The organism is Enterococcus sp. AZ091 (assembly GCF_051714805.1).
Taxonomy (GTDB): Bacteria; Bacillota; Bacilli; order Lactobacillales; family Enterococcaceae; genus Enterococcus_D; species Enterococcus_D gallinarum.
The window spans coordinates 1,038,710-1,053,217 of sequence record NZ_JBIOSO010000001.1 but is presented as its reverse complement, the minus strand read 5'-3'; the positions used below and the strand labels follow the sequence as shown (position 1 = coordinate 1,053,217).

Here is a 14,508-nt window from a genome sequence, read left to right as displayed (position 1 = left end):
AAACAGGTACAATAGACCCATTAAAGGAGGATATTTATGTTTTACGAAGAACTTATGATGGATCCGCAAACGTTGATCAAATTTAAATTATTCCGGCGCATGCTTACTTTACAAAATCCAAATCATCCAATCGCGCAATTAGCCAAAGAAATGGACTTGAGCTATCAGCAAACATTCATTGAGTTGACTGAGATCGATCAAGATTTACACGAGTTGACCCCGGATCACTTGTCAATACTTGGACGTGGTGGCAAGCTGCAGCCCCAAAATATTGCGGCAACGATTGATGAGTACCGGTTTTATCTTTTGAACAAGAGCGTACCATTCTTATATGTTCTTTATATGCTGAATGAAGAAAATCCTACCATTACGGATTTTTGCAAGAAATATGATGTCAGCCGTTCAACAGTATCCCGAAAATTCGAACATCTAAAAAACCATTTGAAGCAGTTTCAATTGCGTTTTACTTATACAGAATCGAATCTCGTTGGCGACGAGCGCTTAGTGCGTCTTTCCTTATTCAATATCATTTGGTTAGGCGTCCGGGGGATCACATGGCCTTTTGCCGTTTCTGAGTCTGATGCAGAAGCTTTCGTCGATGAGTTTGCTAGCTATTTTCCTATCTCTCGTTCTTATCTAGGGAAGCTAGAGTTAAAATATTTTGCTGCGTTGGTCCTTTTACGCATTAGAAAAGCGAATTTTGCAAAATACGACCGCCGTTATAATTTTTTGATGAAAAACAATCGCTATTATGATTTCAATCGCTTGCGTACCACGTTGACTGCCGATACTGAATTAACAGAAAAACAGCTTAAAGGAGAATCAAGTTTTATCTATTTGCTCTCCCAAATGCTACCCTTCTACTTGTCTGAGGAAGATCCTTCCTTGCAACAAACATTGACATTCTATACGACTAAACAGAATCCGATCTATCCGTTAGTTTCTGATTTCCTTGCCCAAATGAAACAGACCTATTTTGCTGGACAGCAGGAACTTTTAGATGATCCTATCTTGATTGGTAATCTAATCAATGCGACCTTTGGCAACTACGTCTTTCGACAACCGTTTCCTAATATTTACCGGCTGCTCACCCTTTCCATGGGACATGGTCTGCCACAGGAACAATTGCATCAGCATATCGATCAATTCTTTACCGACTATCGCTCTTCCAATAATGTAGACTATATCAATGACACCAATCAAGAACAGTTAGCAGCGATGTTTACTCACGTCTTGTTACCATTCTATGATAAGATCCGCTACGCCAATCGGCTGCATGTCGGTGTCGTTTTGGAAGACAACTTTTTACTTGTCCAATCCTTGAATCAATTTCTGCAAGACCTGACCTTTGTGCAAGCGGATCCTTATGATCCGCAATTGAAGGAAACCTATGATTTAGTGATTAGTTCCAATCAATTGATGAAAAAAATGAACCCAACGATGGCAACTTATCTATGGGATTATGCAGCTGCTGATGCTCAATACATCGATCTTTATCGTACGTTGAAAAAATACTTCAATGAAAAAAATCAGCACGTGTAACCGAATCGTTATCTTTTCTTAAGAACTTCCGAAAACTTTTGTCACAGAATATTCATATTTAGTTAGTATAGTATAAGCATACCAACAAACAACCCTAACTAACACTTTTCATTTTTAACTCCTAGCCTGTCAGCCACCCACTGACAGGCTCCTTTTTTTGTAAAATTCCTTTCTGTAGTACAATCAATACAAAAAGGGGGGGCTTTATGACAAACACCATTGAAACAGTTGATCAGTATATTGCTGGCTTTCCGGATCATTCCACTGTATTGCAGGAGGTCCGACATGTAATCAAAACAGTCCTGCCGGATGCCGAAGAGCGGATTCGTTATCAGATGCCAACCTATTTCCAAACAGAGAATATCGTCCACTTTGCCTGTGCAAAAGAGCACATAGGATTTTATCCAACACCCTCTGCCATTCTTGCTTTTGAAAAAGAATTGCAGCCTTATAAGACCAGTAAAGGAACAGCCCGTTTTTCGTTTACAGAACCTATTCCTTATGATTTGATTGCTCGAATAACCGCTTGGCGTTTGCAAGAAGTTTTAGCGAAAACAACTACCGATTAACTAAAAAAGTGTAACAAAAAAGTCTGTGAGTGTAATAAAACAACGTCCTAAGATCAGCTTGATTGCTTCTTCCGCCTACATGGCTGCTATCTGCTGTCTTGGTCTCTTGTTTTACTTACGTCACAGACTTTTTTTACTTTTCGGGCCGCGTTGCTTTGACCTTTAATGTGCTGACCTTTAAAACGCTGGCTAAAGGGATCATACGAATTTGTTGCCGATCACTTTGCAGTTTCAAAACAACTTGTTCTTTCGCAACCGTTTTTCCAACGATCCAACCGGTAACGGTTTCAAAACTGCCAACCTTCTCGGTTTTCACTTGTAAGACGACCAGATGTTTGTCACTGGCCGCTTTTTGCAAAATTTGCCGAATCTCATTGATCTTTTCAGTTTGATTTTTTTTATCGGCATTGTCACTGAAGAAAGTATCCAACAAGGTTGTCGAAGTCATGACAATCAACTTGCCCAGCTGCCTGATGGGAGATGATTTCTTTTCCATTGGTCTTTCCTTTCTGCTAACAGCAGCGGGTTTCTCTAAAACCGCACATACGTTCTCGTTTATTGCTTTTATTTTAACAAATTTTGAGGAAAAAACAAGCGAACATTCCCTTTATTGGGCAGCATTTTTTATTTTTTCTATCCAAAGGGGCAGTCCTGCTTGAATCAAGCGGTATGTTTGGTTGAAATCTCCTGTGTAATAAGGATCTGGAATATCTTCTCCCTCTCCAGGAACGACACTTAAGTACGTGTAAAGCTTATGCTGCGTACCTGCTGGAGCCATTGCTGACAGGTCCTCATAATTGTTACGATCCATGCCAATGATCCAGTCATAGGTTTCAAAATCCTCAGAAGTGATCTTGCGGGAAACCATGTTCTGCCAAGAAATCCCCGCATCTGCTAATAGTTGACGAGTTCCTTGATGAGGCGGATTACCCGCTTCCCATGAACTAGTGGCTGCTGAATCGATCTGCCAAGGCAATTGACGTTCTGCTATTGCTTGCTTGAAAAGCCCTTCTGCCATCGGTGAACGACAAATATTTCCTAAACAGACAAATAAAACTTTCGTCATGATTATTGCTCCTCTTTTTGATAAATTTGATAAGAAAAAAATTCCACATCTTTTGCCAAGCGAAAGAGTTGGGTCGCGATTTCTAATGGCATTTCCGGAAAATCATCACGAATCCAAGTTTCTAAGATTCCACTACAGCCATAAGAAAAGAAACGGCTGTAAAAAGCAATGTCTTGTTGCGACAATTGTTGCTCTTCATCGACTTCATCAAACAAGCGCTGAAATAACGGCTCCGTAATTTGATAAAACTCACTCATCAGAATATCTCGGTCATAAGTAACAGATTTCCGATAGAAGGTTCCGTTTTGCCGCATCGCCTTCAACATTTTCAAAGCTGCTTCTTCCCAATTATCTAGCGAAATGTTTTCAGATGTTAGATAAATCAGCGCATCTGTTTTGTAGATCCAACGAATCAATGCTTTTTTATCCGGGAAATGATAATAAAAGGTTTGTCGATTGATCTGCACCTTCTCAGCCAACTCTTGAATGCTGATTTTGTTTAATTCTTTTGTCTCACAAAGTTCAACGAATGTTTGACCAATGACTGCTTTGGTTTGATTCCCTTCTGCCATGGTACACCTCTTTTTCAAATTCTCTCCTTATCATACCAAATTTCCAACTAAAAAAGTATTCTTGCAGAAAAAATCCCAGCTATTTCACTAGCTGGGATCATGAGCACTGAAAGCAAACGATGCTCTCAGTTTTTTTTAGGATGCATTCATTCACGGTCCAATCGATTGGTTGAAATTATTTTTCAAAATGATTTTTTAGAAATTCTCTGCGGATTCCTACAACCTTTTCGGTAAAGTTGATCCAGTCCACTGGTCGCGGGGGGGCTAACCATAAAATATGATTGATTCCCATCGCCCCATAAAAAGGCATGTTTGAAAGAGTCAGATGGGTCTTTTCATCTGGAAAGCTTTGAAATTGGATATTCAAATCGAGAATCTTTTCAATATTGTTGCGAATCATTTGATTATACGAACGACCATAGGAAAAATCGACACATACATAGAGAGGAACAGATATTTCTTTTAATGGGATCGTTGAGATTAATAAAATCAGATAGCGAAAGAATAGAAATTCCTTGTTGTTCCACAAAATGGGTCGGTTCCGGTTAGCTTCAAGGTAATTCCGACAAAAAGCCACATATTCAGGGTATGTTTGCAGGAAATAAGTGACGTCCAAATGTTGATACTCGCATCGCGAACTGAAAGAAAATGAAAGCAGTTGGTAATGAATGTTCGTCAATTCAGTTGTAAGCAGTGCTAGAAGCTCTTGGGAAAGAGCAAAACGACCACTAAGTTCTGTATAGAAATGTTCATTTAATTGGGTGATATAATGATTTTGATCAATGTAGCGGTCATTTTCTACTAACCAGCCTTCTACGATCAGAAACCGCAATATCTCCTTTGCTTCCCGCTCTAAGGTAGTCAGGCTCACCATAGGCAAGATCTTCGCCAGCCAGTCTTTCAGCTCTTCAATGATTCGTAAGTGTTCAGCATTGATCAAACCATCCTCAACTGTATTTTGCAGAAAATGACCATTGCACATTCGGGTAATAATGATTCCTAAGTATTGTTCTTTGCGGATCTGCATTCGGGCAGATTGCTGAGGGTTCAACCAGCCTTGACTATTAAGCGCATCGAAAGTCTTTCTTTTTGTTTCGATTTCTTTCGGAAAAACCGACTGATTCAAATAGTATTCTTTCATAAAAAACAATAATATGAATTCCCTTATTTCATTTTCTTCACCGATCAATCGAAATTCCTTCGTCACCTCAATGTCATAATCATTAAGGATCTGCTTGAATTGTTTAAATTCTTTATACACAGGGGTATGGCTTAAAAAATGGTTCGTAGCGAATTCATAAAGTGAAGACAGTTGTTCAAAAAAACATTCTTTCAGCATGGAAAATTTCAGTGACTGGTCCAAATAATAGGTCAAGACGGTATCAGAGGTTGCCAAACCAGAAGCATTTAATTTGATCACGGTCCCATCAGTCACAATACCAAACTCTTCATCCAAGCCAAATTCATAAAAGTCCGTGTTTAATTCTTGAACGGTCTTGTTGATCAAAAATTCTGACATTGTCAGATTATCCATCAATGCCTCTTTTGTCTCGGATAAAGAAACCGCATTTTCCAAGTATTGAAGCAGCACCAATTTTCGCTTATCCGCTTTATTCAAAAATGTCAAAAACATGCGTTTTCAGGCCTCCATCATTCTTTTGCCCATAAAGGACACTTCCGGTAAATAAATAGCACAAGCTTGTAAGATAAGACGGCTGATCATTGCCATCACCACCTGAATCATCGTCTGGCATTGCTAAGTCGACCGACAGACTATTTGCAAGGAAGATATCTTCCACCGTCACGCGTTTTGCCAGCTGCTTGCCATCAGCCAAAAACGGTTTTGTTAGATTCAGTAACGGCTGTTCCTTTTGACTGTTTTCTTTTGATTTGGGTTCTTCCTTAGGCGATGCTGGTTCTGCTGCTTTTGGTGTCTTCTCATCAACAGGCGCCTCGTTGATTTCTGGAGGGTCTTTCGGAACGATTTCTTCTGAAGGATTCAGCGGATTATAGATGGTAGCGAATACGACCTGTTCGGTAACAAGGTCGATCATTCCGATAATAATACAGGCTCCTAAAACAAAGCCAAATTTGCTTTTCATTGATTATTTCACCGCCTTAACATAGTTCTATCTGGCATCTCACTTGGGCCTCTCCTCACGTACCATCAATAATCGATGAATCTATCAAAGACAGCCCCACACCATTAGGTGGAGCTGAAAAAGCCAGCTGTTCTTACTTGCTGCTAACTTGTTGTCCTAACTGGAGATCTTTCTCCATAAGGCTTACTTTGAGAAACAGGAAAGAAAATGATTCCGCAATGAATCGGCTATCGCTCATCACTTTTCAAAACCAGTTACTCTCCTTCATTCTTTTTCTGACGATGCCAAACAATCAGAAATGCAATGATCACCAAGAGGAGTCCAATCAATAAATATTGCCACGTATGATCTTCTTCGATAGTGACATCTTTCCGATTGAGGTCTCGCGCAACATCGCCAGCCACTGTAAACTCTTTTTTAAATTCCCATCTGTATAAATATCTTTCTTCCTCATCACCATTCTTGACTTTATACTGTCCTTCATCGCTTTTTCCGCTGTAGGCAACAGATTTCAGCAGGTAAGTACCTGCTTCAAGCTTTTGTCCTTCTAATGAGATGGGATAAGAAAAATGGGAATTTGGTGCCATCTGCATACCAGAAGTATCAGAAGAATAGCGGCTGTCGTTTTGCCCTTTTTTAGTGACATCGTTGATCAAACGAAATGAATTCAAATAGGCAGCGGTCGGATTTTGAAAAGTCACATTGATTACATTGCGGGCATTCACTTGATCAGGTTCGACGGCTAACAACTTCAAATCTGGAACGATTTCATCCGTTGTTTGTCTCAACAAAATTGCGACGACATAGGCATATTCATTTTTGATCGCTAATCCTTGATCCTCGGACTGATCAGAGGCTTCTTCCTGCTTTTCTTTTAATGTCAGTCCACCGGAAATCACGCCTTTAAATGATTCTGAAGGCATGCTTACTTTTAAAGGCAAAGTCACTTGAGACTGTTTGGGAATCGTGATGGTCTCTGCGATGTCTACCAAATCCTTCAAATTGTGCGTTAAGGTTTCATCAGGTTCGATATCATTTTGACCATACTCAACAACGCCGTTTAGATTGGTGGTTGCCGAAGCGATCTTCGGCTCAATCACTACGTCCTTATCCGTATCATTTCTTAATAGAACCTCCACCGTTTGAACAGCACCTGGTGACATCTTCAAATCAAAATAAGTCTTAGATTTGTCTATTTGGTTCTCTGGTATGACTGGATTTACTGCAAAATTGAATTCAGAGGCCATGCCTCTTACCGAAATAAAAAAGAAAAGACTTGCCAAAACCAGTATAATGAGCTGTTTACTTTTTTTCATGATGGATTTTCCCTCTCTATCTATGTACCACCCTTACGTATCAAAACCTTACACTTAAAGGGACTGGTTGCTATGGATTTGTCGGGGTATCAGTTAGCAGCCAGGTAAATGTGGTACTGTACTTCACGGCATATTTCGTTGTTGAACCAGGCACTTCTAATTCAATACTATCTACTGCTGCGAATAAACTGTCACCCCAGCTCATAAGATAAGTACCGGCTCCTTCCCCTTTTTGGGCACTCATGACTAATGATTCAGCCCCATTGGGATCCAGGGTAATCGTGCTTTTAAAATTAGAAGGTTTTGGGGATTCGGATGGTGTAACGATCGTCCCGTTAGTCAAGCGAATTTGAGCTGCTTTTAATTCTTGGTCTTTCCCTGTTTTAAATTGGCCATTTTGTTTGACATGCAACGTCCAGCCGCTTTCCGTTCCCCGGTTGTCTGTGACTTGTACAAAATTCGGTCCTTCTTGCTCCGCACCTGCTGCATCCTCATATTTTTGCAATGAGGCATGGTAGACTTCCGTTTTTGAAGTGATTTTTTGCATGCCAAAATATAAACTGGAGGCAAAGTCGATCGATAACGGTCCGTTGGTTCCTGGTTCAGGTTTGCCATCTGGCGTGGTGGGATCGACTGGTTTGATTGGATTGTCTGGATCTGGGTCTATTGGACTGATTGGATCCGTTGGCTCCGTGTTTGGTTCAAAGACAATTTGACCATTTGAATGATAAGCTGCCACTTCTGCTGCCTGAGCAGTGATCGTGCTCGTCATTCCCAATCCTACGAATACTGCTGCGGTTACTATTTTTTTCACTTTTCTGCCCCTTCTTATTCAGTCTCTGGTACATTTTTGAGGTACCAAGTCAAGGTTGTTCGATATTCTTTGGCTAATTTAACCGAACGACCAGGAATGTTTAATTTTACAGCTGTCGCTCCTTCTGATGCATCAGCACCAAAGCGATAGATCCAAGTCCCCATCCCTTTGCCTGCAGGGACATTCACCAAGTTCATTTCACTATTGGGAACAAATGTGTGATTCTCTACTACTGTTGGTGCATACTGCTCATCTGTCATAGAAATTGCTGTTCCGGAAGAAATTGATAATGAAGCCCCTGCTAGCACTTCACTCTGTGCTGTCTTAAATTGGCCTTGCTGTACGACACTAAGAGACCAACCTTCTTGTGTTCCGCGCTTATCTGTGACTTGCACATAATTCGGCCCTGCTAAACTTGAAGTGAACTCTTGCAGTTTTGCATAGTAATCCATTGTTTCTGATGTGATCTTTTGATTGCCAAATTGGAAACTGGAGGCAAAATCAATTGACAACGGCCCAGCAGTTCCTGGATTTGGTCCCATTGGATCCGTGGGATCGACCGGGTCGACTGGTTTTTACGGATCGGTAGGGTCGACTGGTTTAGTGAGATCATTATCCGTTTCAAAAATAATTGCCCCATTTGATGTATACTCTGCTGCAACTGCGGTGATCGGCAAGATTATTGAACTAAGGATGACGATACCCATCGTTATTAAACTCTTTTTCATTTCATTTGCTCCTTTTTGATAAAATACCTAGTGCTGCCAACAAGCAACCCCCATCCGCGAGTTAACTGGAAGAGTCAGAACCCGTTATGGGTAAGATTTTATGTCCTTGTTGGTCGAATGGCTGATTTCTCAGTACTTTCGCCTATGGTCTTGGATTTTTTGCTGGATATTCCTAAACGCCATAAAATGACGTTCCGCCATTGCTGTCATCCGCGCCTATTTCAGCAGCTAAGGTAGTTGCCAAAAACAAGAATAATCAGCCGAGCAAACTTGCATTAATGACTGTTTTTATCTTTACTCTTCTGCCTTTTATGGATTGCCTGGAGCAGATATTAGTTGCCAGGATAACGTTCCGCTATATTCGCCTATTTTTTGCTTTTCTACCGGAACAACTAATTTAAGACCTTTATTCGCTGTTTCTCCCCAATCTTGATTCACATGATAGTCGCCGTTTTCTGTCAATTCCGTCTCTTCAACGATAATTTCCCCATTTGTTAGTAATTGCTCTTCCCCATTTTTTACAAAGAACAACGTATTTTCTAAATGATCTGTCCCATTACTCAAGCTCTGCTGTTCTTTCACAGTGAGCCGCCAAGGACTTCGTTCAGATCCTCGTGTATCTTTGACAATCAAATCTCCTTGAATGTCAGGCCAATACGTTTGAGTGGTGGTAGTGATTTTTTGTTCTCCAAAATCGATAGTTGTCGGTACACTGCTCAAGGTCAACTCACCAGCGATCGCCACATTCACTGTTTTTTCAGCTGTTTGCCCATTTTCGGTGAAATGATACGTAGTTGTGACATTTTTTAGCAGCTCTTCTTCGCTTGTTTGCTGGATCGATTCGAGTGCTTCTGGTGCAACTTGCGGCAACTGCTCATCTCGACCATCAGCAAAAATCATTGTGGCTTCCGTATATGCTGCTAAATCAGCTTGATTCGTGATAGCCGTTGCTTCCCCTAAAGTCAAGCGGCTATCTTTGGCAAAGACAGCGAATTGCCGATTGCTTGCCAAGGCACTCTCATTTTTCACGACTACCAGATTGACTGCTTGTTCTACAGATGATTGATTTGCTGCTCCTGCTTTGAATGAAACAAGATGCTTGCGAGAAGTTGCTGACCCCAATGGTTTTTGAATCTCTGCTATTGCTTCTTCCATCAGACTATCTGTAAAGAATGGGCGTCCTTGTGCCTGCAAATAGTCCAGTGCATCTTCTTTAGTGAGGTTCTCAGCTTCTTGTTCTGTAATGATTGCGTTCTGAGCACGAAGCTCAGCTTGATTCGAGTAAGAAACCTTCACTTGATAGCTGTATTCACCATCGGGAATCTGCCAATCGACTGGATCTGAAGACGATTGTTCTGGGATTGTTTCTGTCGCACTAGCAACTTTGCTTGACTGGATCTGTCCAGCATAAAACCAAGAACCTGTATTCTGGGTTTCTGGTGTAAAGGTCAGTGTCGGTAAATTTGACCCAGTATATGGAATAAGCAGCCGCCCTTTTTGAACCTGGATGCCAGCAATATCTGTTCCCCATGCTTGAATCACAAGTGGTGCATTATTTTCTTTAACGCCTGTCACGTCATGAGTGATTGAACCTTGCCCATCAGCGATACCGGGTATTTCGACTTCATAGTCGATCACTGAACCAGGAATCGCAATTCCGTAGCCATTGACTCCCGTCACATCATTGTCCCCAATGAATGTTTTACCAGTCGCTTTTTCGATGCCGCTAAAAGTGATTGGCGTGATCGGCGTCGCATTGTTTGCAACTGGATTGATAGTCAATACTTGGTAGCTTGTGACTTCTCCAAACCAAGTGCCCTGACTTTTTACTCGTGCTGCAGCATCATTCTCCGTATTTTTGATCCAAGTCAAATGATCTTTTTTTGAATCTGGCACTTCAAAATCGGAAAGGTTGATCCGACCAGTACCCGGAGGAGATTCAATGGTTACCTCATCTTCGATGGTTAACTTACTGCCTGAAATCATGTTGTTTGCTGAAGAAATTCCAATACCGGCATTTTTCGATAGCTGGATCGTCCCAAACTGGTGATAAGTCGTACTATGGTTGGCCGCTGTAGCTGAGCGCCCATTTTTGATATCCCCACCGGTAGCCATCAATGTCAGTCCGTTAGTCACAGTTAATTCGGTAAAATTCACGAGACCTAATCCTGTCATAGATATGGGTTCATCTTGGTAAGCATTGGTTCCATCTACATTCTCGCCAAAATTCATTTTGACTTGATTGGTGCTGTTAGCAACGATTGCATTGGTGAAATTGTCCGTTGCATTTCCGCCGGAGATCCCATTGATACTTTTCGCCCCTTGAATACGCATCTCTACATCGCGCAAAATCTGATTAGAGGAAATGTTCGAGTAATAGGTGGTATATAAATTACCAATACTGGAATCTTCCGCTTGAATGTTCATCATGATCTTGCCGCTTCTCGTATTGCTAGCAGTTCGGCCGCCATCCCCATAAATCGTGGCACCGTTCAAGACATCCGATCCTGGTTTTGTATAGATGTTCAGCGTAATCGTATTGGATGTATCTGTTCCGACAATATTTGTACTGTTGAATGGATTTCCACCAGAAATATTGGTCCCGCTAGGCAGCTTAAACTCACCGTCATAATTTCTTAAATCCAATGTTAAACTTGCATTTCCCAACAGTCTGCCATTGTTAGTCACACCGCCAGAAAAACCATTAGAGCCAGTTCGTGGGGTACCGGAAAAGTTCCCGCCGAAAATCCGATTATTCGAATTTCCATTGATCGTATGAGAACTGGAATCTCCGTATGAAGCCCCTAGAGAGGCATTGATCACCCCATCATAAACCGTTACTGCCACGTTCCCACCAATCAAGAGATCGTTCCAGCCGCCGCCAGACAAGAACCAATCCACTTGTCCGTTATTGACCGTCGTTTCACCATTACCATAGACTCTTCTACCGGTATAGCCAGTACCTTCAAGGGTGTCTACGATCCCTGAGTTCAATGTATTCGATGCATTTCCTTCAATAACACCAGAGAAAGAGCCGCCATAGGTCCAGCGAGCAACCGTATTATTTAGAATTGTTTTAGTATTCCCTTTGATGTAGATATTCCAGGTAGTTCCCGGATCTCCCCCACCGCCGACAATATCCCAGCCTGATAGTTCCCCTCGGTTTTTGGTCGTTGTGGAATAAGCAAGATTGGACGGCTTTGATCCTTTATACGCGATACCGTCTCCACCTGGTCTGCCATCTGCTGTAATCGTCCCCACTTCAATCGTGGTATTTCCGTCGATGTAGCCGCCGCGGCCTGCAGCTGTAGTATAGGTTGCGCCATTTGAAAAAGAACCGCTGACTAGATGGGAAGTAATATTGCCATATACTTTGAAATTTGCTCCAGCTTCAGCTAACTGAGCCCGTTGTGCGGGAGTATAATTGTCGTAAGTCGTCGTATTCGAAGCCCCCATCGAACTTTGAGAAAGCTTGCTGACATCGTTTCCCCCGCCACCGTTGAAATCACCGATCCCACCGATACCAGCACTAGGACCCGCTTTGACCGTATTTACGATGTTCCCCTTAATTGTGCCAGAGTATCGATTGCCACCTTCAAAAGTTGCCCGACCTGTAGAATAGAGACTCGAATCAAGATTCGTTACGATGGCATCTTTAGCAGGTTCCGAGCCAATATTTCCATAATAGGAACCGCCGATAAAACGATTGGTCATCCCATTCCAGCCTCCATTACCAGAAACAGTGCTGTTGATCCTACCGTCAATCGTTCCGTACTGAACCCCTCCGACAAACGTTCCCAACAGAAAATTGGCATTTTTCGTAGCAATAGTCGTTGCAACATTCCCCGTCACATTGGCTGAATTTGTAGCGCTTGATCCAACACCACCGCCATAATAGTTTGTCAATGTGCCATTCAATTGCTTGATCGCTACTTTTGTATTGCCATCGATCGTTCCAACATTGGCGCCCCCTGCAATGGTACTTATTCCAGAGACGGTATTGTTTATGTTGATCGTTACATTCCCCTTCAACGTTCCGCCGCTTTGGTTGCCCCCATAAATATTCCAAGTACCTGAACCCGTGTTATTCACATGGATCGTCGGATTGCCTTCCAGATCCCCACTGTTTGTGCCACCATATATCGCAAAGCCATTTCCAACGGCACCCCCATTGAGGAAAAGACTGTGCCCATTCATGTAAATGGTCGATCCCCTATAGTCGATATTGCGAAACACGATATCCGAGCCAAAATAATTATTCGTTGAGAAATCAACCCGTCGACTGCCTGAAGGCAATGTCGTTGCATCTGTGATAGGATCATTGGCGTGACCAGTCAGTATCAAACGGCTAACTTTCCCTTGTAATGCATAGAACGTGATATTGCTACTGTCTACTGTGCTTGGTATTGTTTTGGCTGTCAGATCAGCCGGTAAAGTCAAGGTGCCCCCTGATCCGACATACAAAGCAAATTCACCGCCATTGCCATTTTGGTACATATCAAACAAGACTTGCCGAAAGCCATCAACACTATTTGCATACTCTGCGTAAGTTTCCCCATCGCCTGCAGGACTTGGAACGGCAACAAGTCGTGAAGGATCTGCACTTGCAATAATATCTTTGATGGACAGGTCTACTAAGGAAGCGCTAGACCGAACACTCACGCCCTGTTTAAAAACTGCTTGCAGGATCTGATCATGATCTAGGTCCACGTTTTGCAATGCTTCATTACTATAGATTTTTCCCTCTAGCTGCCAACCTGCAAAAGATACCGGATTTATAAAGGAGGGGATGTCAGTTGCTGTAAGACGTTCTCCTTTTCTCTTGCTGACCTGAAGGCTTGTTTCTCCTGTTTCCAACAAACGCCCTTCAGCACTTTTGAAGGTTATCGTCAGTTCTTCTGACTCTTGTGAAGAACTAGTAACAGATTCTTGGGAATGAGATTCAGATGCTGAATGTGGTGGCGATTCATCCGATTCTGCTGTTTCAGTCGCTTCAGATGTTTCGTTTGTTTCGTTATCCTGACTTGCGGTACCTTCACTGCTTTCACTGCTACTTTCTTTGTTACTCGTGTTACTTTCCTTATTATCTATATCGCTAAGCTTTTCTAACTCGTTTAAAGCATCCGTTGTTTCACTTTTTTGCGCGATACTTTCTGCATGTGCAACTACCTCTGTGTATGAAAAACAAGGAGAAGATACTAATAGAAAAACAAGAAAATTGGTTAAAAAACGATTCACTTTATCCCTCCTGACTGAGTGAAAATGAGTAAAATATTGCGCAATACACGCATTATGCTATCCATAGTCTATATCCAAATAAAAAAAGGATTATAATTTTTTTTTCATCCATTCCAAAATTATGATTATAAATTGACATCCTAACCGCTTGTTTCTTCTCATTTTTGGCCTTGTCAGGCAGTTTGTTTGACATTTACTTGAAATGCTTGGAAAGGATAAATTTAGAGTTAATTTCACCTAGCATACTAAAAAATCGTAAGAGTTCAAGAGATATAATTAGAATAAGATTATAAAAATCACATAATAAAGCAATCTTTACCACTGAAAAATTAATCTATTATCCGAATTATTTGTACTTGATGCCCCTATTTAGAAATCGCTAACATTATTTATATTTCATAGAATTAATAATGTTATAACGAATAATAATTCACTGTATTTTCTAAAATAAAATAACTCAAAGTATAATAACCGAAAAAAATTTTATAATTTTTTCTAAACAACATTAGAAAAATAATACAATCATAAAAAAATAAAATAACTATTAATCTAATTTAACAG

10 protein-coding genes and 1 pseudogene are annotated in these 14,508 nt (G+C 41.3%); 2 read left to right on the top strand and 9 right to left on the bottom strand.

Annotation, left to right across the window (positions count from 1 at the left end):
- The first annotated feature begins 36 nt into the window (after positions 1 to 36).
- Complete coding sequence (locus tag IGJ28_RS05420; protein WP_252712230.1) at positions 37 to 1,542, top strand: helix-turn-helix domain-containing protein; 1,506 nt, start codon at positions 37 to 39, stop codon at positions 1,540 to 1,542.
- Between the two features lie 206 nt (positions 1,543 to 1,748).
- Entirely contained in the window at positions 1,749 to 2,111 is a 363-nt protein-coding gene (locus IGJ28_RS05415; protein ID WP_252712231.1) for an iron chaperone, read from the top strand.
- Positions 2,112 to 2,244: 133 nt separating this feature from the next.
- Here IGJ28_RS05415 and IGJ28_RS05410 read toward each other — a convergent pair whose 3' ends face one another.
- The 9 genes and pseudogenes from IGJ28_RS05410 to IGJ28_RS05370 all read right to left on the bottom strand — a co-directional run bounded on the left by IGJ28_RS05410 (position 2,245) and on the right by IGJ28_RS05370 (position 13,947).
- The gene (locus tag IGJ28_RS05410; protein ID WP_005470095.1) at positions 2,245 to 2,607 is read right to left on the bottom strand and encodes a hypothetical protein; all 363 of its coding nucleotides are present in this window, start codon (positions 2,605 to 2,607) and stop codon (positions 2,245 to 2,247) included.
- Between the two features lie 111 nt (positions 2,608 to 2,718).
- The gene (locus IGJ28_RS05405; RefSeq protein WP_060813234.1) at positions 2,719 to 3,177 is read right to left on the bottom strand and encodes a low molecular weight protein-tyrosine-phosphatase; all 459 of its coding nucleotides are present in this window, start codon (positions 3,175 to 3,177) and stop codon (positions 2,719 to 2,721) included.
- Between the two features lie 2 nt (positions 3,178 to 3,179).
- A complete protein-coding gene (locus IGJ28_RS05400; protein WP_252712232.1) occupies positions 3,180 to 3,749 on the bottom strand; it encodes a TetR/AcrR family transcriptional regulator in 570 nt (189 codons plus the stop codon).
- A gap of 175 nt (positions 3,750 to 3,924) precedes the next feature.
- On the bottom strand, positions 3,925 to 5,382 hold the full coding sequence (locus IGJ28_RS05395) for a helix-turn-helix domain-containing protein (RefSeq protein WP_252712233.1): 1,458 nt from the start codon (positions 5,380 to 5,382) through the stop codon (positions 3,925 to 3,927).
- Positions 5,360 to 5,851 (bottom strand): hypothetical protein, encoded by a 492-nt coding sequence (locus IGJ28_RS05390; protein WP_438845234.1) that lies wholly within the window; start codon positions 5,849 to 5,851, stop codon positions 5,360 to 5,362. Before IGJ28_RS05390 ends, IGJ28_RS05395 begins: the two co-directional genes overlap by 23 nt.
- Positions 5,852 to 6,105: 254 nt before the next feature.
- Complete coding sequence (locus IGJ28_RS05385) at positions 6,106 to 7,167, bottom strand: DUF916 and DUF3324 domain-containing protein (protein ID WP_252712234.1); 1,062 nt, start codon at positions 7,165 to 7,167, stop codon at positions 6,106 to 6,108.
- A gap of 70 nt (positions 7,168 to 7,237) precedes the next feature.
- Positions 7,238 to 7,939: a WxL domain-containing protein gene (locus IGJ28_RS05380; RefSeq protein WP_123867078.1), complete on the bottom strand. Its 702-nt coding sequence runs from the start codon at positions 7,937 to 7,939 to the stop codon at positions 7,238 to 7,240.
- 56 nt (positions 7,940 to 7,995) lie between these two features.
- A pseudogene (locus tag IGJ28_RS05375) lies at positions 7,996 to 8,709 on the bottom strand (WxL domain-containing protein).
- A gap of 309 nt (positions 8,710 to 9,018) precedes the next feature.
- Positions 9,019 to 13,947 carry a hypothetical protein gene (locus tag IGJ28_RS05370; RefSeq protein ID WP_438845233.1) on the bottom strand — a complete coding sequence of 1,643 codons (4,929 nt, stop codon included), beginning with the start codon at positions 13,945 to 13,947 and terminating at the stop codon, positions 9,019 to 9,021.
- Between the last annotated feature and the right edge of the window lie 561 nt (positions 13,948 to 14,508).